At 62.2% G+C, this 23,840-nt stretch carries 24 protein-coding genes; 5 read left to right on the top strand and 19 right to left on the bottom strand.

Features of this window, described 5'->3' with window-relative positions; genetic code table 11:
* Positions 1 to 93 precede the first annotated feature (93 nt).
* The 9 genes from GOEFS_RS03265 to GOEFS_RS03220 all read right to left on the bottom strand — a co-directional run bounded on the left by GOEFS_RS03265 (position 94) and on the right by GOEFS_RS03220 (position 10,597).
* Positions 94 to 747: an MspA family porin gene (locus GOEFS_RS03265; protein ID WP_007316449.1), complete on the bottom strand. Its 654-nt coding sequence runs from the start codon at positions 745 to 747 to the stop codon at positions 94 to 96.
* Between the two features lie 54 nt (positions 748 to 801).
* Positions 802 to 1,425, bottom strand: coding sequence for an MspA family porin (locus GOEFS_RS03260; protein ID WP_007316448.1), 624 nt, complete (start codon positions 1,423 to 1,425; stop codon positions 802 to 804).
* Between the two features lie 507 nt (positions 1,426 to 1,932).
* Positions 1,933 to 2,520 carry a MogA/MoaB family molybdenum cofactor biosynthesis protein gene (locus GOEFS_RS03250; protein ID WP_007316447.1) on the bottom strand — a complete coding sequence of 196 codons (588 nt, stop codon included), beginning with the start codon at positions 2,518 to 2,520 and terminating at the stop codon, positions 1,933 to 1,935.
* A gap of 63 nt (positions 2,521 to 2,583) precedes the next feature.
* Positions 2,584 to 4,266 (bottom strand): S1C family serine protease, encoded by a 1,683-nt coding sequence (locus GOEFS_RS03245; RefSeq protein WP_007316446.1) that lies wholly within the window; start codon positions 4,264 to 4,266, stop codon positions 2,584 to 2,586.
* A gap of 110 nt (positions 4,267 to 4,376) precedes the next feature.
* Complete coding sequence (locus GOEFS_RS03240; protein WP_007316445.1) at positions 4,377 to 5,795, bottom strand: HAMP domain-containing sensor histidine kinase; 1,419 nt, start codon at positions 5,793 to 5,795, stop codon at positions 4,377 to 4,379.
* Between the two features lie 97 nt (positions 5,796 to 5,892).
* Entirely contained in the window at positions 5,893 to 6,579 is a 687-nt protein-coding gene (locus GOEFS_RS03235; protein ID WP_007316444.1) for a response regulator transcription factor, read from the bottom strand.
* Positions 6,580 to 6,695: 116 nt separating this feature from the next.
* Complete coding sequence (locus tag GOEFS_RS22740; protein ID WP_007316443.1) at positions 6,696 to 7,757, bottom strand: DUF7847 domain-containing protein; 1,062 nt, start codon at positions 7,755 to 7,757, stop codon at positions 6,696 to 6,698.
* Between the two features lie 201 nt (positions 7,758 to 7,958).
* Positions 7,959 to 9,659 carry an FAD-dependent oxidoreductase gene (locus GOEFS_RS03225; RefSeq protein WP_007316442.1) on the bottom strand — a complete coding sequence of 567 codons (1,701 nt, stop codon included), beginning with the start codon at positions 9,657 to 9,659 and terminating at the stop codon, positions 7,959 to 7,961.
* Entirely contained in the window at positions 9,659 to 10,597 is a 939-nt protein-coding gene (locus GOEFS_RS03220) for an AurF N-oxygenase family protein (RefSeq protein ID WP_007316441.1), read from the bottom strand. Before GOEFS_RS03220 ends, GOEFS_RS03225 begins: the two co-directional genes overlap by 1 nt.
* Before the next feature lie 197 nt (positions 10,598 to 10,794).
* Here GOEFS_RS03220 and GOEFS_RS03215 point away from each other — a divergent pair, with 197 nt between their 5' ends.
* Entirely contained in the window at positions 10,795 to 11,565 is a 771-nt protein-coding gene (locus GOEFS_RS03215; protein WP_007316440.1) for an SDR family oxidoreductase, read from the top strand.
* Positions 11,566 to 11,668: 103 nt separating this feature from the next.
* Here the strand turns inward: GOEFS_RS03215 and GOEFS_RS03210 are convergent, their stop codons facing one another.
* The 4 genes from GOEFS_RS03210 to GOEFS_RS03195 all read right to left on the bottom strand — a co-directional run bounded on the left by GOEFS_RS03210 (position 11,669) and on the right by GOEFS_RS03195 (position 14,487).
* Positions 11,669 to 12,091, bottom strand: coding sequence for a MarR family winged helix-turn-helix transcriptional regulator (locus GOEFS_RS03210; RefSeq protein ID WP_007316439.1), 423 nt, complete (start codon positions 12,089 to 12,091; stop codon positions 11,669 to 11,671).
* Positions 12,084 to 13,460: an MFS transporter gene (locus GOEFS_RS03205; RefSeq protein ID WP_007316438.1), complete on the bottom strand. Its 1,377-nt coding sequence runs from the start codon at positions 13,458 to 13,460 to the stop codon at positions 12,084 to 12,086. Before GOEFS_RS03205 ends, GOEFS_RS03210 begins: the two co-directional genes overlap by 8 nt.
* 101 nt (positions 13,461 to 13,561) lie before the next feature.
* A complete protein-coding gene (rpmF, locus tag GOEFS_RS03200; RefSeq protein WP_007316437.1) occupies positions 13,562 to 13,735 on the bottom strand; it encodes a 50S ribosomal protein L32 in 174 nt (57 codons plus the stop codon).
* A gap of 143 nt (positions 13,736 to 13,878) precedes the next feature.
* Positions 13,879 to 14,487 carry a DUF4190 domain-containing protein gene (locus tag GOEFS_RS03195; RefSeq protein ID WP_007316436.1) on the bottom strand — a complete coding sequence of 203 codons (609 nt, stop codon included), beginning with the start codon at positions 14,485 to 14,487 and terminating at the stop codon, positions 13,879 to 13,881.
* 186 nt (positions 14,488 to 14,673) lie between these two features.
* On the opposite strand from GOEFS_RS03195, the gene GOEFS_RS03190 reads away from it, so the two are divergent.
* Positions 14,674 to 15,609, top strand: a complete 936-nt coding sequence (locus GOEFS_RS03190) for an AEC family transporter (RefSeq protein ID WP_007316435.1) — start codon at positions 14,674 to 14,676, stop codon at positions 15,607 to 15,609.
* A 75-nt stretch (positions 15,610 to 15,684) separates the two neighbouring features.
* Here GOEFS_RS03190 and GOEFS_RS03185 read toward each other — a convergent pair whose 3' ends face one another.
* From GOEFS_RS03185 to GOEFS_RS03165, 5 genes are all read right to left on the bottom strand, one after another.
* Positions 15,685 to 17,652: a vWA domain-containing protein gene (locus tag GOEFS_RS03185; RefSeq protein ID WP_007316434.1), complete on the bottom strand. Its 1,968-nt coding sequence runs from the start codon at positions 17,650 to 17,652 to the stop codon at positions 15,685 to 15,687.
* 18 nt (positions 17,653 to 17,670) lie between these two features.
* Positions 17,671 to 19,107 carry a sigma 54-interacting transcriptional regulator gene (locus GOEFS_RS03180; RefSeq protein ID WP_007316433.1) on the bottom strand — a complete coding sequence of 479 codons (1,437 nt, stop codon included), beginning with the start codon at positions 19,105 to 19,107 and terminating at the stop codon, positions 17,671 to 17,673.
* A 148-nt stretch (positions 19,108 to 19,255) separates the two neighbouring features.
* On the bottom strand, positions 19,256 to 19,819 hold the full coding sequence (locus GOEFS_RS03175; RefSeq protein WP_007316432.1) for a maleylpyruvate isomerase family mycothiol-dependent enzyme: 564 nt from the start codon (positions 19,817 to 19,819) through the stop codon (positions 19,256 to 19,258).
* Positions 19,819 to 20,304 (bottom strand): SRPBCC family protein, encoded by a 486-nt coding sequence (locus GOEFS_RS03170; protein ID WP_007316431.1) that lies wholly within the window; start codon positions 20,302 to 20,304, stop codon positions 19,819 to 19,821. Before GOEFS_RS03170 ends, GOEFS_RS03175 begins: the two co-directional genes overlap by 1 nt.
* Complete coding sequence (locus GOEFS_RS03165; protein WP_007316430.1) at positions 20,301 to 20,672, bottom strand: ArsR/SmtB family transcription factor; 372 nt, start codon at positions 20,670 to 20,672, stop codon at positions 20,301 to 20,303. The genes GOEFS_RS03170 and GOEFS_RS03165 overlap by 4 nt, the downstream gene beginning before the upstream one ends.
* Before the next feature lie 204 nt (positions 20,673 to 20,876).
* Between GOEFS_RS03165 and GOEFS_RS03160 the strand changes: the two genes are divergently transcribed.
* Genes GOEFS_RS03160 through GOEFS_RS03150 form a run of 3 tightly spaced genes read left to right on the top strand, consistent with a single transcriptional unit; the run spans position 20,877 to position 23,249 of the window.
* Positions 20,877 to 21,416: a hypothetical protein gene (locus tag GOEFS_RS03160; protein ID WP_007316429.1), complete on the top strand. Its 540-nt coding sequence runs from the start codon at positions 20,877 to 20,879 to the stop codon at positions 21,414 to 21,416.
* Positions 21,417 to 21,423: 7 nt separating this feature from the next.
* Positions 21,424 to 22,596 carry a sensor histidine kinase gene (locus tag GOEFS_RS03155; RefSeq protein WP_007316428.1) on the top strand — a complete coding sequence of 391 codons (1,173 nt, stop codon included), beginning with the start codon at positions 21,424 to 21,426 and terminating at the stop codon, positions 22,594 to 22,596.
* Entirely contained in the window at positions 22,593 to 23,249 is a 657-nt protein-coding gene (locus tag GOEFS_RS03150) for a response regulator transcription factor (protein WP_050949756.1), read from the top strand. The genes GOEFS_RS03155 and GOEFS_RS03150 overlap by 4 nt, the downstream gene beginning before the upstream one ends.
* A gap of 6 nt (positions 23,250 to 23,255) precedes the next feature.
* On the opposite strand, the gene GOEFS_RS03145 is transcribed toward GOEFS_RS03150, so the two are convergent.
* The coding region (locus GOEFS_RS03145; protein ID WP_007316426.1) for a TauD/TfdA dioxygenase family protein at positions 23,256 to 23,840 on the bottom strand (585 nt) is incomplete at its 5' end.

Genomic DNA, 23,840 nt, shown 5'->3' with positions numbered 1-23,840 from the left:
AGCGAAGAGCGACAGAATCACCGCGCCAACAACAGGTCAGCGCGGTACCCGACGTCGGGTACCGCGCTGAACTATTAGTTCGTGGTAAAGCGATCAGCCGATGCTAAATGGCTTGCCCCACAAGGTGATAACACCCTTAACCGAGTCGGTGCTCACCTTGATGGTGAAGCGCGCACGAGCCGAGGCGTATCCCGCGCAGCCGTTCAGTCGGAAACCTTCCTGGCTGAATGCGACGCCGCCGCGGTTGCCCTTGAAGGTGAAGTCGTTGACTTCGTAATCCTTGTAGGTGGTGTAGTCACCGGAGGTGGTTTCGATGATCGGCACGAAACCAGCCTGGCCGGGTCCGAGCGAGATCGAGGCGCTACCTTCGGCGGACGGCGTGCCGCTGCTGTCAAGACTTCCTTCGCTTCCACCGGATACGCCAGAAAGGTTCACCTGGCAGCCAACGACGTAGCCGCCCTTGATGACACCACCTTCGGCACCGCCGCCGATGTTGACGCGGATCTTGCCGGACACCCACACCTCGCGGCTGGTCGCGATATTGGCGACATTACCGGCGCGGTAGTTGACGAATTCGTCGTACAGGCGAGCGTTAACGGTCGTGCCATCGACGAGCTTCTTGTTGATCTGCCCGCCGGGCAGTTTGCCAGCGGTGGCGCCACCGGCGCCGACGGTGGTGAGGCCCATCAATGCGACGCCAGCGATGCCAGCTGCCGCGGCGAGGCGACGGGTAAAGGTCTTGTTCATGATTCCCCTTTTGGGTTCAGTTCAGGGTTAAGTCGGAATGGTCGGATGCGGCGATCAGCCGAGGCTGAAAGGCTTGCCGTACAGCGTGGACTGGACTGCGCCACCCTCACCGTTCACGGTGCCCTCGTCGGTGTTGTAGCCCTCAGCGGCCAGCACCTTGACGTATGAGCGTGCCTGCGCGTAACCACCGCAGCCCTGCACGTCAATCTCCACGCCGGAAAGCTGCAGACTCACCAGATTGTTCTTGAAGTCCTTGTCAGTGACCGCGACCTTCTTGATCTCGCCGGGCGAAAGCGGCAAGGACAGCGAAGCACCGACCGACGGCGTAGCCGAGATGGAGATACCCGCATCCAGGCTGCCCAGGTTCACCTGGCACCCGACGAGGTACCCGACCTCGACGTTGCCGCCACCCTTGGAAATCTTCGAGGTGTAGGTTCCCGACACGCGAGCCGAACGCCCTGCCCCGTTGTGCGCTTCGGACTGCTGAGCGAAGGCGTATTCGCCGGTGCGCCAGGTCTGCACAACCTGACCATCGATGCCGGTGACCTTCTTAAAACCGTTCGGCAGCTTCCCGGCTGCGGCCCCACCCGCACCCATGCTGGACAAACCAACTGCGGCGACCGCAGCGACAGCGGCTGCCGCAGATGCGCGACGCAGGCCAAGCTTGCTGATCTTCATTCGTTCCCTCTCACCGGAATGGGCTGCGACCCCAACTTGCGCGAGCCGTTTACACACACATCGCTCGCCGTCGGCGACCGCGAGCTTGGCCGAAACGTTATCCGGTTAAGAGAAAGCTGAGCAACACGAACTCACGTGAATAGTGAGATTTAATCTTTCCGATAATTAGTATTTACATTCAAATAGCGAAACCCGGAAAGTAAACACCAGGAAAACTCACAGCCCACAGCATGTTTGCAGGTACATGCGTTATTCGTAATGTGGCGGCCGATTCAGTTGATACCACTCGGTCCGCACTTCACTGTGACCTTCGTCACGATCATCGGTCGTTTGAGACGGTAGGTCGTCGCCGAAAATGTCGACAAGCCGCTGCCGCCTGCGTGAATCCTCACCGAGCGCTTCATTTTGCTGTGATATGTTGCCGGGTTGTTTAGCATCGCTAAATTTGTGCGAACTGCGCGTGCCGTCAGCGCGCGTCGGCTCATCTGATCCGGTCAACGATCGCCCTCAGAAGTCGCTGATGGATTCAATGACGTGCCGGGCAAGCATTGTCACCGTCGCCATGCCGTCGCGGACCGCGGCGCGCGAGTCGGCGAGGTTGACGACCAATGTCTGTCCGGAGATGCCGGCCAGGCCGCGCGAGAGGCCCGCGTCGGTAGCACCGGCCGCCAGGCCAGAACTCCGGACGGCCTCTTCGATACCCGGCAGTCGACGATCCAGAAGCGCTTCGGTGGCCTCAGGTGTCACGTCTCGCGCTCCGACGCCGACGCCGCCGACCGAGATAACCAGATCGACGCCGCCGATTACCGCCGTGTTGAGCGCATTGCGGATTTCCACCTCGTCACCCGACACCACGACGGTCGCGTCGACGTGGAACTCCGCCTCTTCGAGCAATTCGACGATCAGCGAGCCGAGTGCGGTGTCCCCATCACCATGCGCGGCGCGGTCCCCGACCACGACGACCAGCGCGCGACCGATCTCGGAGCCATCGGGAGCCGACGACGACCCGCGTCGCTGCGCGAATTCACGTGCAGCCGCATCAGCAGCATCGTCGGCCGCGGCCTCGGTGGATACATCGGGAACCAGGTCAGACATTGCGACGGGCCTTTCGACGAGTGACGGCGATAACTGTTTGTATCTGGAGAGACGAACCGAGGCTCACTTGGTGGACAGTGTCCCGAGGGTCACGTTGACGGTTTTGGTCTGACCGCCCACGGTGTAGGTAACAGGTACGACCGCACCGGGTTCATAAGACCGTACCGCGGCGACGAGTGCGTCTCCGGTGGTAATCGTACGATCACCGAACTTGGTGATAATCGCACCGTTGGGAATTCCGGCCTTGGCCGCCGCGCCGTCGGCGCTCACCGCCGACACCTGCGCACCGGACGTCGAATCCGCGGCTTCCGAACGGACCGACACACCCAGGCTGGAATGTTGAGCCTTGCCGGAGGCGATCAACTGGTTGGCGACTCGGATAGCCTGATCGACCGGGATCGCGAACCCCAGGCCGATGCTGCCGGACCGGGCACTGCCGCTCGAGTCGCCACCGCCCGTCGTCGCGATGGCCGTATTGAGACCAATTAGCGCACCCCGCGCGTTCACCAACGCTCCACCGGAGTTGCCCGGATTGATCGCGGCATCGGTCTGAATCGCATCCATCACCGACGTGGTGCCGCCGGTCCGCGACGTCGACACCGGCCGGTTAAGCGACGAGATGATTCCGGTGGTAACCGTACCCGCGAGGCCGAGAGGCGATCCGATGGCGATCACGTCCTGCCCGACGACCAAGTTCTTCGACGTCCCGATGCTTATCTTGCGCAGGCCGGGCTTGTTCACCTTGATCACCGCGATGTCGGAGATGGGATCGGTACCCACCACCGTCGCCTTGGCACGCGTTCCGTCGTTGAACGCGACGGTCACGTCACTTGCCGGTCGATCGCCGCCGGCACTAACCACGTGATTGTTAGTCATGATGGTGCCGTTGGCGTCGAGGATCACGCCGGAGCCCTCGCCTTCGAGATTTCCTTCGCGCACCAGTACCGAAACAACCGTCGGCAGTACGCTGGCGGCTACTTCTTGAACGGAACCGGCCGGCATCTCGATCGGTTTGTTGGATTCGTTCTTGTCTCCACCGAGTGGACCCGAAATCGTCGTCGACGGCGGATCGTCATTGATCGCCGAGTAGGTGGCCGCGCCCGCGCCGCCGGAGACTAGCGCGAGCGCCACCGCACCGACCGCGATCGCCGCGGTCGCACCTGTCTTGCGTCGGGGCGCGGGTTGCTGCTGGAACGGCGCCGTCCCCGACTGGCCGTAGGTTGGCTGGCCATAGGCCGGTTGGCCGTACGGATTGGTCGGCGACGCGCCGAAACCACCAGTCGCATGCGGATCCGACGGTTGACCATAGGTTGGTTGCTCACCGAACTGCTGGCCACCCGAGGCACCACCCTGGCCATAGGCCGACTGCTGGCCATAGCCGGTCGAACCGGCATCGCCGGCTGGCCCGAATCCGCCGAACTGCTGGGGTGTTTCGGCATGGGGTGTCCCGGTTTGGGGTGTCCCGAACTCTGGCGTCGCGGGTTGAGGCCATCCCGGCTGTTGCGAACCGGGTTGTGAATAGCCGGGCTCTGAAGGTCCCGGTCCGGGCGAACCGGCCTGCGCGCCATACGGCGACTGCGCACCGAAAGATGATGTGTCCGAACCGAATTGACTGCCGCTCGACTGCGGCGAATTAGGCGGCGCTGGCGCACCCGGGTCCGGCGTGGAACCTTGCCCGTCCCGCTCACCCCCGTAGCTGTACGGGTTGGGGGTCTGATCACCGTTGTCGCGATCATCGCCGGTCATGTGCGCCTTCTTTCATATCTGCTCAGGGCCGTTGGGCACGGCTCAATGCGCTTGCCGTAAATGCGTACCACTCATGGGTCACTCGCTCCGGCGGGTTTGCGTATCCATCATTACTGACGAACCACTACCGGAGATGGTTCCACGGGAACCGAGTGTCCGGGCAAAGTCATCCGAATAAGCGCCCCACCAAGATGGGATTGGGATGCCGTAATAGTGCCACCATGTTTCACAACTACCTGTCGGACGATTGCCAGACCCAATCCCGATCCGGGCATCGACCTCGACTGTGTGGAGCGGTAGAACCGCTCGAAAACGAGTTCACGATCCTCCGGTGGAATACCGGGACCAGCGTCGGCGACGGTGAATTCGGCAGTGCTCAAATCGATCTGACGCAGACTCACCTCGATCGCGCGACCACGTGGACTCCACTTCGCGGCATTGTCGAGCACATTGAGAATCGCGCGAGACAGTCCGGCCGGCTCACCGAAGACGTACCAGGGCGAGGAGTCGACACTGAAGTCGACATCGCTGCGTCGACGTCGAACTCGCTCCAACGATCGTTCGATCACCTCGACCATATCGACCTCCTCGTGGACCACTTCGGGAGCATCTTCACGGGCGAGATCCACCAAGTCTCCGACGAGCGTCGACAACTCTTCGATCTGGGCCAGCACATCCGAACGCAACTCGACCATGTCCGATGCCGGCACCGGCGGTGCGCCCGGAGCCGTCGACGCCATCAGCAATTCGAGATTGGTGCGCAACGAGGTCAGCGGGGTACGCAATTCATGCCCGGCGTCGGCCACGAGACGGGCCTGCTGGTCGCGCGATTCCCCCAGTGCTCGCAACATCGTATTGAAAGATTCTGTGAGACGGGCTAATTCGTCGTTTCCGGTTACCGGCAACGGAGTGAGGTCCTGCGTTTTCCCGATTCGTTCGGCAGCCCGAGTCAATCGAGTGACCGGTCTCAATCCAGCGCGTGACACAGTGGTGCCAGCCAACGCGGCGAACGCGACGCCGCCACCGCCGACCACCAATAGCACCCAGGCAAGTCGTTTGAGCACTCGATCGGTCTGCAGCAGACTCTGTGCGAGTACCAGAGTGTTGCCGTCGTCGAGTTTTCGGGCCAGCACACGTTGATTCGCCAGGGTTCGCAAACTCTGGTTGTGCTGCCCCGGCGCGTTGACCGAGCGGGCAACGGCCTTCTCCGCATCCTCGAACGGGACTTCACCGATCAGATAGCTCGCGCCGTCCGGGCGTACCAACGCCAGAGAAATGTTGGTGGAGAACACCGTTCCGGTCGCCAGCGCCTGCGGACGCTCGTTCAGCAAACCCGACTTGGCCAGTGCGGTCATTCCGTCAGCGCGAGATTCGAGCTGCCTATCCACCTCGTTGTACATGGCTCGGTACACCACGAAATAGGCTGAGGCAGCCATCAATCCGACCGAGATAAGCACCACCGTCGCCGACAAGAGGGTGACGCGCATCGTCAACGACGCCGACCGAGTCAGCGCCCACGGGGCGCGCATCTCCTTCTTGGCGCCATTATTTCGGCGATTGCCCACGGAATGGTTGCGGCGCAACGTCTTCCAGCGCGAGGTGTCGCGATCAGTCAACAGACACTTCTCACGGCGGTGTCTCCCGCAACACGTATCCGACGCCGCGCACGGTGTGGATCAGTCGAGGTTCGTCGTCGGCCTCGGTTTTGCGGCGAAGGTACCCGACGTATACCTCAAGCGCATTGCCCGACGTCGGGAAGTCGTAGCCCCACACTTCCTCCAGAATCCGGCTGCGGGAAAGCACACGGCGCGGATTGGCCATCAGCATTTCCAGCAATGCGAACTCGGTGCGGGTGAGGCTGATCGACCGCTCGCCACGCGAGACGTCACGGGTCACCGGGTCGAGGGTGAGGTCAGAGAACTCCAGTGCCTCCGAATCTTCACCATCGTCGGGGGTGGCGCGACGCAGCAACGCGCGAAGCCGCGCGAGCAATTCCTCGAGAGCGAACGGTTTGGGCAGGTAGTCGTCGGCGCCGGCGTCGAGCCCCGAGACGCGCTCGGATACCGAGTCGCGAGCGGTGAGCACCAGAATCGGCAGGTCGTCGCCGGCCGACCGCAGCCGCCGACACACTTCCAGGCCATCGAGCCTGGGCATCATAACGTCGAGAATGAGCAGGTCAGGGCGATCTGCCACTACCTTTTCGAGCGCTTCCAAGCCGTCCGACGCCGTTTCTACGCTATAGCCATTGAACGCTAGAGATCGGCGCAGTGACTCACGTACCGCACGATCGTCGTCGACGACAAGAATCCGCATGTATACAGTCTTATCGCAGTCCGGCTGAGAGCCGCGTAAGACTCACTGAGAAAAGCCCGATGCCCGGCACCGTATTGGCGGCACCGGGCATCGAATTCACTTATCGCAATGCGTTGTTACGGAGTGAGCGGTGCGATTGACTCACCGGAGAGTCGCCGGAACGTATAGACCTGGAACAAGGCCGCAAGTGGCGCCGCCACAAGCAGTCCCACGTAGCACAGGACCGTGCCGACCAGGATGATCACATAAGACAGCAACGCGGCAAGGATCGAATCGCCTAGACGCGCACGCACCAAGTTGTAACTGGTCTTGATGCCATCAACTGCCGATATACCGCGACCAACTACGGCGACGGTGGTAAACCACAGCAAGAACGCCGCGATGATTCCCGGAATGATGCAGAGCAGGAAGCCGATGTAGGTGATGATTCCGACGAGAACTGACGCCAAGATGACATTGCCCAGGTTACGCGGCTTGAAGAACGATCCGACCGACACTTCGCGGCCTTCGGCGATGTCGAAGATGCCGCTGAAGAACGCCGAAATAATAGCTCCGCCCAAGACAAAGAATACGAGCGCGGCGATTATCGTCACGATGATGGCACCCGCGCCGAAATTCGACGTGGTCACCTCATACGAATAGCTGCTGCCGTAGATAGATCCCGACTGCGTCTCCGTCGTCGTCGTAAGCGAGGAAATCAGGAAACCGAAGATCGCACCGACTATCGCGAAAGCCACCGCGTACGCGAGAGTCGCCAGAACCAATGGTCCCGCATTCTTGGTGAACTTGTTCCACGCCCAGTTAAACGCATCGCCGACGCTGTACGAGGTATCCCCTGGGACACCTCCCTGCGGATACCCCGGCTGCTGGTATCCCGGCTGCTGGTACCCCTCGCCCGGCTGCTTCCCGAAATCCGGGCCGCCCGATGCCGGTGGAGGCTGATAGCCACCCGGCTGCCCCGGCTGTGGTGGTTGATATCCGCCGGGCTGGTAACTGCCCGGCTGTTGCGGTGGCTGATAACCACCAGGCTGAGGTTGCCCCGGCTGTTGCGGTGGCTGATAACCACCGGGCTGAGGTTGCCCCGGCTGTTGCGGTGGCTGATACCCCCCTTGCTGCGGAGGCTGGTAACCACCGGGCTGACCCTGTGGGTACTCGCCGGGGTTGGGTGGCTGCGTCATCGGGGCTCCTCAAACTCTCTCAATACGGTCACTGCCACGCAAACTTATCAATTCGGCGGAACAATTGGGAGATTCCTAAGTCATTTGCTTACCGGCCGGTCGGGCCGTCGTAAAGCTAACGAAATATGCCCTGCGACCAACTAAGAGGTCATATCGCCATCTCAGTTCGTCTCGGGGCATATTGCCGCGGGATCTAGTTTCTCAGGATTTACGCCACCCGGCGGCTTTGACCATGTCCGCGACCCGGGTGAACTTCACTCGTGGGCGCCCCTGGCTAGCGCCACGAGCGCGCTCGGCACGGTCGATCGAGCGCATACCGCGGTATCCAATCACCCTCGCGCGCCGCATCTTTAGCAATGCGGCGAACGCTTTCGGCTGAGTCAGCGGCGATCGCAACCTGCCGGCGACGGCGTCGTCGAGAAAGTCTTCAACGGTGGTAATGGCATCGAGTTTATTAGTGCCGATACCGCCACTGGGCCCGCGTTTAGCCCACCCGATGACGTACTGGCCGGGCAACACGGCGCCATCGACATCGAGAAGACGACCCTGATTGTTGGGGAACACTCCGCGCGCGTCGTCGAAGGGCAGTCCACCGATCGGGACCGAACGATAGCCGATAGAACGCACCATGAGGTCAGCGGCGACATCATGCGTCCTCGCCCCGGACGTGACCGAAACCCGTTCCACCGCAACGTTACCCACGATCTTCTCGGGAGAACTGTGGAAGAGGAAGATGATGCGACGACGTGCGGGATCGGCCGGCCCGGACAAATCGGGGACGGTTGACGGGTCGACGTGCACTACCACCTCAACCCCCGGAATCGACTCCAGCGCACGGTATTCCGCGTCGGTGTAGGCGGCGTCGGCCTGGCCACGCCGGCCAAGAAGCACCACCTCGTGTACGTTCTGATCCGCCAAAATAGCTAGCGCGCGATCGGCGATGTCAGTGGTAGCCAACAACTCTGGCGGGGAGACCAGGATCCGCGCGACGTCGAGCGCGACGTTGCCGGTGCCGACGATGACCACGCGGCCCGCCCCGTGGCGCGGAATCGGCGGCGCCGACGCTCCGGGCACCGCGTTGTACCACGCGACGAGATCGGTAGCCGACGTCGACCCGGGCAGCTCTTCGCCCGGAATACCAAGGCGCCGTGACTCACTCGCGCCGACACAGTAAAAGACAGCGTCGAAATGAGCGGCCAGCTCGGCCGGCGTTATCTCGCCCGCGGCAGTATCTGTACCCACGGTGACGTTGGTGGCCATGGTGACTCGCGGGTCACGGTAGAGGATGTCGAACGCCTTCATGACATTCTTGGTGCTCGGATGATCGGGAGCCACCCCGGCACGGACAAGCCCACCCGGTGTCGGCAGCTTGTCGATGACAGTGACGTGCGCCTGGGTTCGGTCGAGAATGGTGCGCAACGCATAGCCACCCGACGGCCCGGTCCCCACGATGGCAACCCGCATTCCAGCGCGAAGCTTCGGCAGCGCCGGATAGACAACGCCGTGAAAACTGGGCCCGCTCGCTACGCTCCCGGCGCCCGAAACACTGGGCCCGCTCGCTACGCTCCCGGCGCCCGAAACACTGGGCCCGCTCGCTACGCTCCCGGCGCCCGAACTCGCGACGCCCGCCTCATCCGGTTTCGCATTCGCGTTATCCCGGTAGTAGGAGGCGTTGATGTCGATGAATACCTTGTCGCGGGTACCGAGACGATCTGCCGGGAAGATCGCGTCAACCGGACACGCGTCGGCACACGCACCACAGTCGATGCACGCCTGCGGATCGATGTGCAAGATGTCGGAACTGCCGAATCCACGCTCCTCCGGCGTCGGGTGAATGCAGTCGACCGGACAGACCGCCACACATGCCGCATCGCTGCAACACGACTGGGTGATGACGAACATCAGAGCATATTCACTTTGCGGTAGATACGTGCCGCGGGCTTGGTGAGCAAACCTGCCTCGTCGAGGAACTCCATCAAATGAGCACAGCCACCGCGGACCATCGAAGCGAAGTGCTCGTTATTTCTGGCTTCCTGGCGTGCGCGATCGGCGTCGAGACCGGCGTCGGCGTAAGCCTGCGGACGCACCAAACTGGAGAAGATGAACGACGCCGCCGAGGCGATATAGAACGCGCTCCATTGCCGGCGAATCTTGCCGACCGACTTCATGGACTCGCGGACTTCTTCACGCGCGAACTTCATATGCCGCGATTCTTCGAGCACATGGATTTCGTTGATCTCGCGAATGAACGGCAGCACCCGCTCGTCGCGCATGCAGCCGCGCTGGAAAACGTCGAGGATCTCCTCGGCCACCAGGATGCCGGCATAGGCGACCTCGTCCTTGGCCGTCCGCATGAAGACCTTGCCGAGACGGCCGACCTTCTTCGACGGCCGGTACGACTTGCCGACCATCTTGGCCGATGCCTTGGCGAACATGATCGAATGGCGACATTCGTCAGCGACCTCGGTAAGCGCGAACTGGAATTCCGGGTCGTGATAATCGCCGAGGTACTGGTCGCGAATGACCATCTCCTGCAGGATCATTTCGAACCAGATACCGATATTCATGATCGACGCGAACTCGTGCCGGGTCAGCGCGACCTGCTGCTCGGTGGTCATTTCGTTCCAGTAGTCGGTGCCATACAGCGTGGACCACTCCGGACTGCATCCGTATTGCGCGGGATCCATCGGGAGATCCCAATCGATCTCGGTCATCGCGTTGCGGGACAGGCGCGCGGCCGACGCGAGCAGTCGCTCAGAAACTTCGCTCGCACCGGTATCGCGGGTGCTGACGTCGGCGGCCGCGGTGGCGGCACTGTTGGGGGATACGGTGGCAGTCACTCGAATCGACCTCCTAGTAATGTTTACCCCGTTCACCGGGCTAAACTATGTGACAACACTCAATGGTATGACAATGAATGTTGTCACGATAGCATCGAGCCACCGCCAGGTAAATGACCTCGACGTACCGAATTGGAACAGATTCCAGTTCACCCCCGTGCATGCGACCACCACAATAGAAAAGAGGGCTACCTCACATGCCATCGATTTTCATCTCCGGCGGAGCCGCCGGCATCGGCCTCGCCACGGCGCATCGATTCGCTCGCGAAGGCTGGACCGTCGGTATCTACGACGTCGACCTGAAGGCGCTCGACGCCGTCAAAGCAGAGAATCCCGAATTTATCGTCGGAACCCTCGACGTCCGGGATGAAAAGCAGTGGGAACAGGCTCTCGCCGACTTCACCTCGCATACCGACGGCAAACTCGACGTTCTCGATAACAACGCGGGCATCCTCGTCGCCGGCCAGCTCAACGAGATCTCGGCCGATGCCGTCAAGCGTCAGATCGACATCGACGTGCTGGGCGTGACACTCGGCGCCCAGGTGGCTTTCCCTTACTTGCGTGACACCGAGGGCTCTCACCTGGTGAATATCGCGTCGGCGTCGGCGATCTACGGTCAACCCGACATCGCGACCTACAGCGCGTCGAAGTTCTACGTCGCGGGCTTGACCGAAGCTCTTGAGCTGGAATGGGAACCGCACGACATCCGCGTGGTCGCGATTTGGCCGCTATGGGCAAAGACCGCGCTGGCCGAGAATGATGCGAAATCGACCAAGACTCTCGGGGTTCGGATTACACCCGAGCAGGTCGCCGACCGCATCTGGACGTCAGTGCATCCGACGTCGAGCGACAAACTGGTGCACCGCACGCACTATTCGGTCGGCGTCCAGACCAAGGTCCTCAGCAACGCAAGCAAGTTCGTGCCGAATTTCGTTTCGCGCCAAGTGAATAAGCTGATCGCGCAGTAGTCGAGGTCGTCCGCCCCACCGGGAAAATCGTCCGAATAGCACCTAGCCGAGGGCATATTGCCCCAGGTTAGGAAGTATTCGGACGATTTTCCCGGGGCGGGCGTCAGGGCTCCAGCCGACCGAGCAGTTCGCGCAGCGCCGCGAGGTCGTCAGAACTGAACTCCTGCAACGCTTTTGGCGCAGGATCAGGTACCGCGTGCGCGCGCTCGACGACCGTCCGCCCGACGTCGGTGATCGACACCAGTTTGCGACGCCGATCCCCCGGGTCGACGTCGCGCACGACCATGCCACGACCCTCGAGTTCGTTGATCGCGACCGTGGTGGCCGGTTGATCAAGCGCGGCGGCATGAGCCAGTTCCTTGAGTGTCATCGCTCCACCGCGGTCGAGCCTCTTGAGAACCCGGATACGACTGAACGCCACTCCGGTGCATTCGGCGACCGCCCGACGCCAGCCATCTCGGTCGTCAATCGCGATGCGTACCAACAACTTCCACACTTCATCGGCCGACGCAACCGGTTCAGACACGGGTCGACTCCGATGCACCATCGAGTAGATCGGCAACCGACTGCCGCGATCGTTCGGCCGCCGCCCCCGTGGCCGCGACGCCGAGCACCGCGACTATCGCAGCGAGTCCGGTCACCGTCCACCACAGTCCAGCACCCGACAGTTGACCGCACAGCGCCACTCCAAAGGTGATACCCACCTGACGGCTCGACGACGCGACCGCTGCCGCGGCACCAGCCTGGTCCACCGGCATACCACTGACGGCAGCGTTGGTGATCGGAGCATTGAGCAGACCGAATCCCATACCGAAAACCGCGAAGATCAGCGCGACCTCCACGAGCGACGTCGTAGCGCCGACGCCGGTGAGTGCTCCGGCCGCGAGGGTCATCAATACGCCGCCGCCGACCAGCGACGGTCGGGCACCGTATTTCCCGACGAACCGCCCCGACAATGGCGACAACACCAGGACCGCGAGAGCCATCGGCAAGAACATCGCGCCGGCCTGCACCGGCGATAACCCGCGAGTCCCCTGTAAATAGATCGACATCGTGAACAAGAACGCGCCAAACCCCGCGAATGCGCAGACGGCCGTGATCGTCGCTGCCGAGAACGGCACACTGCGGAAGAACCGCAGGTCCAGGAACGGCGAGCGATAGCGACGCTCGTGGACGATGAACGCCGCGCCCGCGATCACACTGATGACGATAAGCAGCGGCATCTTCTCGATGAGCGCGAACACCACGGTAAACATCGTGACGACGGCGAGCAGCTGCCCGATCGGGTCGAAGCTTCGTGATCGCGCGGCCTTGGATTCGGGCACCACCAAGAACGTTCCGGCAAGTGCGACAGCGACGATCGGCAGGTTGATCCAGAACACCGATTGCCACCCGAGCGCGTGGATGAGAAAGCCGCCGACCATCGGACCGATCGCCGTCGAAACCCCGACAACCGCGCCCCACACCCCGATCGCCCGAGCGCGTTCGACGCGGTCGGTGAAGGTCGCGGTGATAATCGACATCGCGACCGGATTGAGCATCGACCCACCAACCGCCTGCAAGAATCGAGCGGCGATCAGCACCCCGATGGTCGGCGCGAGGCTGCACAGCAAGGACCCGAGCGCGAAGATCACCAACCCGATGCGGAATATCCGGCGTCGACCGAAGCGGTCCGCCATCGCGCCGGAGACCATCAGCAAGCTGGCCAGCGTGAGCGTGTAGACGTCGACGACCCACTGCAGGCTCGACACGCCAGCGCCGAGATCGGTGCGGATGTCGGGCAGCGCGACGTTGACGATGGTGATGTCCATCGACGAGATCAGCAGACTCAGACTGCAGGTGAGCAGGACCAACGCCTTTTGGCGCGGGTTCAGCTCGGTGATGCTTGTATTCACACAAGAATTGTAGGATTACAACTAATTCTTGGCAAGCGGGTAGAGACGAACAAACCCCCACCGCCCGACGATCCGGGCGATGGGGGTTTGGCTAAGTCCTTCTAGCGACGGTCGAGATCGACCAGGCCGAGCTGAGCAGCCTTGACTAGGCGGCGCGGAATGCGCTGGGCAACCCCGTTCACCTTGGTCTCTTGCAATGCCGGGTTGTCCGCCTTCCACTGCGAACGACGGCTACGGGAGTTGGCCCGCGACATCCGGCGCTTAGGTACAGCCATGATTAAGCCCTTCTCAATAATGCAGGTTCCGTGCAGGTATACCGTGCGAGTCTCTGGTGTGCGTACACCAGCAGACCCCGGTCGGGAGCGGCATACAACCAGTCAAGACTACCGAACTGCTCGGTTTAGTCCAAAACGAGCGGTCAGGCCGACGAGCTGGCGATGATTCCGATCAGAATGAAAATGACGAAGGCAGCGATGAACACCACGCTTATCCAGCCCATGATGATTCCGGCGAGCGCCATGCCCGCGCCATCCTGAGTGCCGTTGGACTCGTCGATCTCCTTCTTGGCTATATGCCCCAGAATGACGCCAGGGATACCAAGAACTCCGCAGGTCGCGAAGATACCGAGCAGGCTCAAGATCATCGAGGCTACCGCTTTACCGTTGGTCGAGCGCGGCGCATAGCCATAACCCGGGTACTGCACACCGTAGGGCTGCTGAACCGGGTAACCAGGCTGAGGGTAGGCGGGCTGGGGGTACGCGGGATAGGCCGGTTGTGACGGGTACGACTGCGGTGGATAGCCCGGGTAGCTTGGCTGGCTATCGGCACCCGGAGCGATATACGGCGTCGACGGCTGTTGATAGTCCGGGATCGGAGCTGAGTCTGACGTCGGCGTAGGTGTAGGCGCGAAGTCGTCGGAGGGTGGCTGCTTATTGAGATCCATCTTGGAGATGTCACGCAGCTGAGTTTGGTCATAGGCACCAGGCTCCGCAGAGGGCCCTGGCTTGGACATATCAGGTCCGGTCATGACTCCATACTCTCACTCATTTCCGACGGTGGCGTTACCCGACGTTCGAAGATTACGACCACGAGGTAACTAGAATAGACAACACCCGACCGGCGACAGCCATCGAGCCACTTCGCTTCGGCTACCGCCGGCTGGCCGCCGACGCCGTGTGTCAACGACCCGCCTTGAGACATACACTGGCTTGCCGTGTCCGGCGTCATCTCAGGCTTCACCGTCATCTTCATCGTGGTGGCCGTCGGCCTGGTGCTGGGTCGGACGAAGGTTCTCGGACCATCCGCGACCGGGGTGCTATCTCGCCTCGTGTTCTTCGTCTGCACGCCGGCCCTGCTGTTCCATTCCCTGTTGACCACTGACCTTTCGGTGGTCTTCTCCTCGACGTTAGTTATCGCCGGGGCAAGCGCGCTGATCATCGGTGCGGTCTACGCCGTTGTGGCCAAATTCCTGCTCGGCCGCGCGATGCCCGAAGTGGTAATCGGTGCGTTGTCGTCGTCGTATGTGAACAGCGTCAATCTGGGGCTGCCCATCGCGATCTTCGTCCTCGACGACGCGTCTTTCATCGCACCGCTGCTGCTCTTCCAGATCCTCCTGTACTCACCGATTGCGCTGGTGACACTTGATGTCACCGCGCTTGCGGGCACCGAGGGCACATCGACCCTGCGAGATGCCGTCATCGCACCGCTGACCAATCCGATCGTGCTGGGAGGGGTTGCCGGACTTGCGTTTTCGCTTCTGGACTGGCACCCGCCGAACGCCGTGCTCGAACCGATGAAGATGCTCGGCGAAGCGTCGGTCCCGTTAGCCCTACTCGCCTTCGGTCTATCGCTGACCGGGGTCAAAATTTTACGAAAGGGCGACAGTCCGCGTCGCGACGTCGTATTGGCCACGGTATTGAAGATGGTGGCGATGCCGGTTTTGGTCTACGCGATCGCTCGCTGGGGTTTCGGCCAGACCGGACATCAGTTACTGGCTCAAGTGGTCATCTCGGCATTGCCGACGGCGCAGAACGTGTTCGTATACGCGACCCGCTATCGGCGCGGTGAAGTGCTGGCCCGCGATTCCGCGTTGGTCACGACATTGGCATCGATCCCGGTAATTACGCTGATCGCAGTGTTATTGGCGTAGCTACCCCACAGATATTCCGACGTTCACGCCAATAATTGTCGCGAACCGCATTCCAGCCGTGGGGTAACTGCCGCCCTAGCCTCTCCTCGACCGCAAGTAGTCCCCGACCACCGCCGCGCCGAGGCCGTCGATATCCGGCGCGACCACTCGTCCCCCCACCCGACGAGCGATGTGATCGATGAACTCGGCTAAACCGGGGTCCTCTCCTAACCGGAAAATCGTTATCTGCGAACCCATCCGGGCCACGTGGTCGAGTTCACGGACCGTCAATGCGATCGTCTGCGGATGCGGCGGGTAGAAGAAGAACGGTTCACCGGATGGATCGAGATGCGCGGTCGGCTCGCCGTCGGTCACGATCAACACCACTGGTTGCGCATTGGGGAATCGCCGCAGATGGCGCTGCGCGAGCAGCAAAGCATGATGCAGATTGGTGCCCTGTTCCATTCTGGGCGAGAGTCCGGTCAGCTCCGCGACATCGATCGAGCGGGCGTACCGGCCGAATGCGATCAGATGCAGTTCATCGGTCCGGAAGCGGGTAGAGATCAAGTGGTTCAACGCGATTGCGGTCCGCTTCATCGGGGTCCAGCGCCCCTCCATCTCCATGGAGAACGACGTATCGATCAGCAGCACGACAGCGGCCTGCGTACGTGCCTCGGTATCGATTACCTCGACGTCGCGTACGTCCAGGCGCACACTGCCCGACCGCGCCGAACCGTCACCCGCGGTGCGTACCAACGCGTTGGTGATCGTGCGGGTGGTGTCCCACGGGTCGGTGTCGCCGAATTCCCACTCTCGCGACGCGCCGGTCGGCTCACCGAGCAGGCCGGTCTGCCTGGTCCGCCGGTCACCCGACCGTCCCGAAAGCTGTTGCGCGACATCGGAAAAGATAGCTTGTCCCAACTGCCGCATGGCTTTCGGACTCAGCCGCAGCTCACCCTCACTGGTCTTCTCGAAGAATCCCTGCTCCGACAACGCTTTTTCCAATTCGGCCAACGTCCGCGCGTCGGCGACGGCCTCGGGACCAAGATGACGTTCGAGTGCGTCTAGATCCAAATCGGCCAGTTCGGCACCCGCATACTGTTGCGACAGTTGCTCGCTCAATGCTTCCAGTTCGGAGATATCGCGTATTGCCGCGGCACCTTCGCCGAACCCCATTGGCCGGTCTCCGGAGAACGACTGCGCGTTATCCCAATCGAGGCCAGGGCGCGCGTCACGCAACAACGAGTCCATCTGTGACAACTGATTCATCAGCTCGGGCGACCCAAACGCCTGCTGCGCCAGCTGATCTAACTCGGCCTGCTGTTCGGGCGACAACGAATTGTAGAACTGTTGCGCCGCCGCCGAACGCTGTGCCAGCGAGTCGATCAGCTCTTCGGTGCTCTGCGGGTTCTCCGGGAAATGATCACCGTGACGTTCCATGAATTCGTTGAACTGTTCGGTCGTGTCTTCCCCACGGTTGTGAGCGGCGAGCAGATCATTGAGATCAGACAGCATCTCCGAAATCTCTTGGCGGTCCTGATCTGTCGCGCCCTCCATGGTTTGCTTCATCCCGGCGAAACGCTGATCGAGCAGTTCCCGTCCAAGCAGGTCTTTGATCTTGTCGTAGGCCTCGCGGGCCTGCTGGCTGCGCCAGTCATACGATGCCAGCTCCTCGACCGCCTGCGCTGTCGACGACGGCAGGTTACTGATCTGCATCTCCGCGAAGCGTGCGTCGTCGTCGAGATCGCGGGCGAGCTGCTTACGCTCGTCGAGTACCGCCTGATCGAGAAGTTCACGAATCTCCGCGAATGTCCCGTCCAAATTCCGTTCGCGCAGAAGCTGATTCCGGCGGCGGTTGATCTGCTCGCGCAATTGATCGAGACCGCGCATATTCTGCGAGCCACGCCGCAGCAATTCGCGTAACGCCCGTTGGGGCGACACTCCACTCATCACGTCATCGCCGATTTCGGAGAGTGCTTCACGCAAGTCAACGGGCGGCGCCAACGGATCTGGACCGTCGACGTAGGGACGATAACGAGATCGGTGAAAATTCTTGTCGGCCATCGTATCTCCGCTCAGGGTTCAGCCGTAGACGGTCTGCCCGGCATCGTCGGCTTCTTTACTGATTCGACGCGCGAGGAACAGTCCTTCCAGCGCAAGTTCCAGGGCGCTCGCCCGTTCGCCGTCGCTGGTCGCTTCGAAACGTTCGGCGAGCGCGTCGACGACCGGCGCCGTATGTGCCGGATCAGGAAGTGCACCAAGCAATTCGACGGCCGTCACCCGATCGCCGGTGACCACCGGTTCGCCGCTCTCCAATGCGGTGACCAGCGGAGCCATGTCGATGCCGCCCAAATGCGCGCGGACGGTATCGGCAACGGACTTGCGCAGCAGGTGTTCGAGGATCTCTAATTCGCGCCCCTGCTCGCCGGACTCGAATTCGATCTTGCCGCGCAACACCTCGATCACCGACTCAAGGTCGACGACACGGGCAACCGGCACATCTTCGCCAAGTAGTGCGGCACGGTGAAGTGCCGCTGCCGCAACCGTTTCCGCGCCGGCGATCGCGAACCGCGCTGACACGCCGGAACGCTGATCGACGGACGGGTGGTCACGCACGTATCGGGTGAACCTCGCCAAAATCTCGATGATAAACGTCGGAACCGTCGCGGTGAGGTCGGCTTCCTGCTCGATGACCTCGACCTCGTCGTCGAGATCCAACGGATAATGAGTGCGAATCTCGGCACCGAATCGGTCTTTGAGCGGCGTGATGATACGTCCGCGATTGGTGTAGTCCTCCGGGTTGGCACTGGCCAGCACCAGGACGTCTAGCGGTAGGCGCAGGGAGTAGCCGCGCACCTGAATGTCGCGCTCCTCCATGACATTTAGCATCGAAACCTGGATACGCTCGGCGAGGTCGGGCAATTCGTTGATCGCGATGATGCCGCGATGCGCGCGCGGAATGAGCCCGAAGTGAATGGTCTCCGGATCTCCAAGACTGCGCCCCTCGGCAACCTTCATCGGGTCGATATCACCGACGAGGTCAGCGACCGACGTGTCCGGTGTCGCAAGCTTTTCGCTGTATCGCTCGTCGCGGTGGCGCCATTCGATTGGCAGATCGTCGAGCAGATCGGCGGCGCGGCGAATCGACGCCGGGGTGATCGGTTCGTAGGGGTGCTCACCCAGTTCGGAGCCCGCGATAACCGGGGTCCATTCATCGAGCAATCCGACCAGAGTCCGCAGTACGCGTGTCTTGCCTTGACCGCGTTCACCGAGCATCACCACGTCGTGGCCGGCGATCAACGCGCGTTCCAACTGCGGCACGACGGTCGCCTCGAAGCCGACGATGCCCGGCCACGGGTCAACCCCCTCGCGCAGTGCGGTCAGCAGGTTGTTGCGGATCTCGTCGCGGACGTCGCGTTGCACATGCCCGCTGGCGCGCAGCTCGCCGAGTGTGCGCGGCGACGGCGGTCGAGATTCGGTGGGGTGAGAATTGGCGGTGGGGGTGTCTTGATCTGCCACCCGGTCAACGCTACTCCGCGAAATCCGGCTACCGCCACGAATAGCCCGGCTGGCCACCGCTACCGCCCCACTCGCAAACCCGACCTCGCCGGACATCCCCGACGCCGTTTCGCGCGGGGTTTGTCCGACAAGGTCGGGTTTGCGCTGCTCAGGCTGGGTCGCGCCCGATGAACGCGGCGAGTTTCACCACTGCCGACGCGTCGTCGGCGACAGGCTTGGCCGGCCCGTACTGCCCGGAAGAGCGCAGCATCTCCTCGATCGGCGCCATCCCCGCGAGCAGGTTCGACGCGAACTGTTCGTCGAGCTCGGGAGTGACGCCAGATGACCGCGCGAGGTCCCAGGTGTGCATGAAGACATCAGCCGTATAGAACATGTCGATCGCCGTCGACAGCGGATAGGTGCCCGCTCTCGGGTGGGTGAACTCGGACTGCGCATCGCCGCCGTCGAGCAACGCTTGCACAGCCCCGGCATGGGCGGCCCAAGCGACCGCCGGATCGTCGTCGACCGACGGTGAGGATTCCAGAGTGATTCCACCGTCGGCGAGGAACGACGGAAACCATTCGACGAGGTGGCGCACGACGTCGCGCGCCACCCAGCCCTCGACCGGCGACTGAGCATCCCAATCATCAGTAGCGGCAACGTATTTCGCGAAGTCATCGGCGATGGCACGATGTCGCTGCGCCGGCTCGAGGTCGGCGAGTCCGGTAGTCATCAGATCGCCCCGGCCGCGAGAAGGCTGTCGAGCTTCGCATAGCCCTGGTCGACGCCGACTTCCATTCCCGACGCCAGCCAGGCGTCACGACTTTCGATGCTGTCGACGAGCGACTGAGCATGCAGCCGCGTGCGGCCATCACCCAGGTCCTCGAAACGCAGACTCTCCAACGAGACGTCGTCGGGCATCCCCTCGAAGGTAAAAGTCTGAACGATGCGGTCATCGCTGATGGTGTGGAAGCAGCCGCGGAAGCCGTACTCTTCACCGTCGCGGCCAGCGACATAACGCCACTCCCCACCGTTGCGGGCATCCCAGACGACGATGCGGGTGTCCATACCGTCAGGGCCGACCCATTTCGCGAAGAGCTCGGGGTCGGTGTGTGCCTTAATGAGTTGTGCGGCAGTGGCATTGAAGTCCCGCGTGATGCGAATGATTGGCAGGTTGGGGTCCGCTTCGATGGCGGCCTCGACATGTTGGGTAGTCATGATGCTTTGCCTTTCTTGGGTTTTGAACTTTCGGTTTGTGCTTGCGGTCCGACGTTGATGTCGGCCAGCAGTGCGTCGAGTCGTTGGTAACGTGCCTCGGCTTGACGTCGGTAGCGTTCAATCCATTTGGTCATGAGATCGAATACCTCCGCTTCCAAATGGACCGGCCGCTTCTGCGCCTCACGTGACCGGGTGACGAGCCCGGCGTCCTGTAATACCTTGAGGTGCTTGGAAACTGCCTGAATGCTTACGTCATAAGGTTCGGCGAGTTCACTCACCGTCGCGTCGGCCGCGGTGAGACGGGCGACGATGTCACGTCTAGTCGGATCCGCCAGTGCGGCGAACACCCGCGACAGTTGATCGGCCATGTTCGGGTATCACCTCCTTATTCAATGAATTGGTTGAATACAAGTAGACCTCCTCTCGCCTCGCTCGTCAACCCTTTAGTTGAATACCCACTTCGGCGCCTCCAGAAATCTCCACCCACACCTCCACCCGCGGGGGGATCTGATCAACGCCGCCTCGCAGCATTCTGATTGCAGACAAACACACCTCCCCGAAAGGACAAGCAGATGTCACCTCAGTACTTCGTCGACGCGATCCTCGTCATCGGACTCATCGTCTTCCTCGGCCGCCGGCAACTGACCTGGCGTCCGGTGGACATCTCCCAGATGTGGCGGCTACCAATAATTTTGGGTGTCGTCGGGCTGGCGATTCTGGGAACCACGGACGGCCGGTTCAGCGCACTGGACGTCACGTTGATCGCCGTCGAGCTCGTGACCTCGCTGGCGATCGGCGCCTGGATGGGTGCCGCTGCGCATTTCCGCCGCCTTCCCGAACCTGTCCGACTCGGCCGAGACGATCGCTACCTGGCCCTCTACGAATCCCGCACCGCCCCCTGGGGATTGGCACTCTGGGGACTGATGATCGCTGCCCGCGTCGGACTCGCCGTCATCGCACATGTCAGCGGCGCTCAGTTGGCCGCCTCGACCGGCATCATCCTGCTCGCGTTCGCGGCCAACCGAGCCGGAAACACATTCGTCTTCGCCGGCCGATTGACACGCCACGCCGCTGCCCCGATGACCCCATATCGTGACGCGCTGCGGTCATGATGGAGCGATGAACTCCCAGCCACCGCCGAGCAGTATGAGCATCGCGCTCCATCTGCTCGGCGTCGGTGTGGTCGTCTGGTCGCTTACCGGCGAGACTCGACCGCTGTGGGTAAACATCCTCGCCTATCTCGCGGTCGCCGCCTGGTTCGCTTCCTCAGTCGTTCTGCGCATCGCTGATCGGCTGGTGCCGGCCCGGCACACCAATGTCGGAGCCGAGGTCGCCTGTGCGCTTCTGGCCACGCTGACCGGAGGGCTAGCCTCGGCAGGTACCTCGGGACTTGCTTTAGTCCCGGTGGTGATCGCGGTCGGCGCGCTGATCGGCGCAACCGAATACCCCCTGTTCTGCGGAGTTTTCGCCGGAGCACTCGGAATAGTCGCCGTCGGTATCGGTGCGGTGGTCGCCGACATCCCGGCCATTTCGGTACTTGCGATGATGGGCGGCATCGTCATAGCGGGGCTCCTCGGGTTCTCGCGACGTCAGACCCGAATCTCCGACGACGCTTTAGAGTTGTTGCGCGAGAGGGAGTTTGCCGCACGCGATGAAGCTCGACGGGTAGCACTCGCCCGTGACCTGCACGACCTACTGGCACACAGTCTGGGCGGATTGGTGATTCAACTTGACGCCGCCGAAGCGTTACTCGAGTCTGGCAAGGCAGAGGCCGCCGCCGAACGTGTCGGCGCGGCAAGGACTTTGGCCGCACAAGGTCTCGGTGATGCGCGTCGCGCCGTCGCAGCTCTGCGCGATCCCGCCATCGTCGGACCCGCTGTCGATTCGGCCGCGGTCCTGGCCGACATCGAAGATCTGCTCGCCGCGCACCGAAGCGTTGGGGGTACCGCGAATCTGGTCAGCGACGGACGCACCGACCGCGTCCCGGCGAATCATGCCGACATCATCCGCCGTACCATCCAGGAATCACTGAGCAACGCCCGCAAACACGCCGCCGGATCGCCGGTGGCTATCGAAATGCACTGGCATGATGATCGGGTGACGTTCACCGTGACCAACCCGCTGTCTGCCAGCACCGCACTCGCGGCGTCCGGTGGAGGTCACGGGCTGCTAGGGATGCGCGAACGGTTCATCGCACTGGCAAATGACAGTTCCCTTGTCGCAGAAGCTGATTCCCGCGCCGGAGAGTTTCGGGTGGCCGCTCTTCTGCGGATGCCGGGGCAAGCGGAATGAGTGAATCGATGATTACCGTCCTCGTCGTCGACGACCAGGCCATCGTCCGCGACGGGCTGGTTACCGTGCTCTCCCTCCATGACGACATCGACGTCGTCGGATCGGTAGGCGACGGCGCGGATGCAATTGCCGAGGCCGCGTCGACAAAGCCCGACGTCGTGCTGATGGATCTGCGAATGCCCGGAATCGACGGGGTGGAAGCAACGCGACGCATCCTCGCCGAACGGCCGCAAACAGCGGTCTTGGTGCTCACTACGTATGCCGACGACGAGTCGATTTTCACCGCGTTACGGGCCGGCGCACGCGGCTATCTGACCAAGGACGCGGGTCGAGCCGAACTCGCGGCAGCGGTTCGATCAGTCGCCCGCGGTCAAGCGACTTTCGGCGCCCAGGTTGGCGCGCGGATCGTCGAAAACCTTGCGACACCGAGCCCAACACTACCGCCAGTTACATCGTCTGTGGCGCAACGGTTTCCACAACTCACCGGCCGGGAGGCCGAGGTCGCGACGCTGGTTGGCGACGGCCTGAGTAACGCCGAGATCGCCGCGAAACTGTTCGTCGGAGTCTCCACGGTGAAGACCCACATCAACTCGCTCTTCGCGAAACTCGGTGTGCGCGACCGCGCGCAGGCAATCGCGCTGATCCGGGAGTAGTCGCTCTTAAGCGCTCAACCCAACCGGGATATCCCCGCGCAGGGTCACCCGATGCATGATCCGTCGTTGCCCGCCGTCGAAGTCGACGTAGTCGCGATTGGCGTAGTGGAGCGTATTTCTGTTGTCCCACAACACCAAATCGCCGAGCTGCCAACGGTGCCGGACGATATGTTCCGGCTTGGTCAGATGCGCGTAGAGCAGATCAAGAATTCCTCGGCTCTCGGCGTCGGACACACCTTCGATATGCGAGGTGAATCCCGGATTCACGAAAATCGCCCGGCGGCCGGTCTCCGGATGCACCCGCACCACCGGGTGCCGTACCGGAGTCAGCTCGGTCACTTCCCGACCATCCCACGTATTGCCTTTGCCGCCGCGCTTGTGCTTGAGGTAGTAGCCGAACTCACGGTTGCCGTCGTGGACCGCGGTCAGTTGATCGATCAGTCCGCGCACCGGCTCCGACAATGATTGGTATGCCAATTCGGCGTCGGCCCAATTGGTGTCACCTCCGGTGGGTGGCAAGACTACCGGTCGCAGGATGGAACCGAGCGGTGGACGTTCCATGAAAGTGACGTCGGTGTGCCACACGTCGGC

The sequence above is a fragment of the Gordonia effusa NBRC 100432 genome (assembly GCF_000241305.1).
In the GTDB taxonomy this organism is placed as follows: domain Bacteria; phylum Actinomycetota; class Actinomycetes; order Mycobacteriales; family Mycobacteriaceae; genus Gordonia; species Gordonia effusa.
The sequence above is the reverse complement of the archived record's forward strand: the minus strand, read 5'-3'. Positions and strand labels throughout refer to the sequence as shown.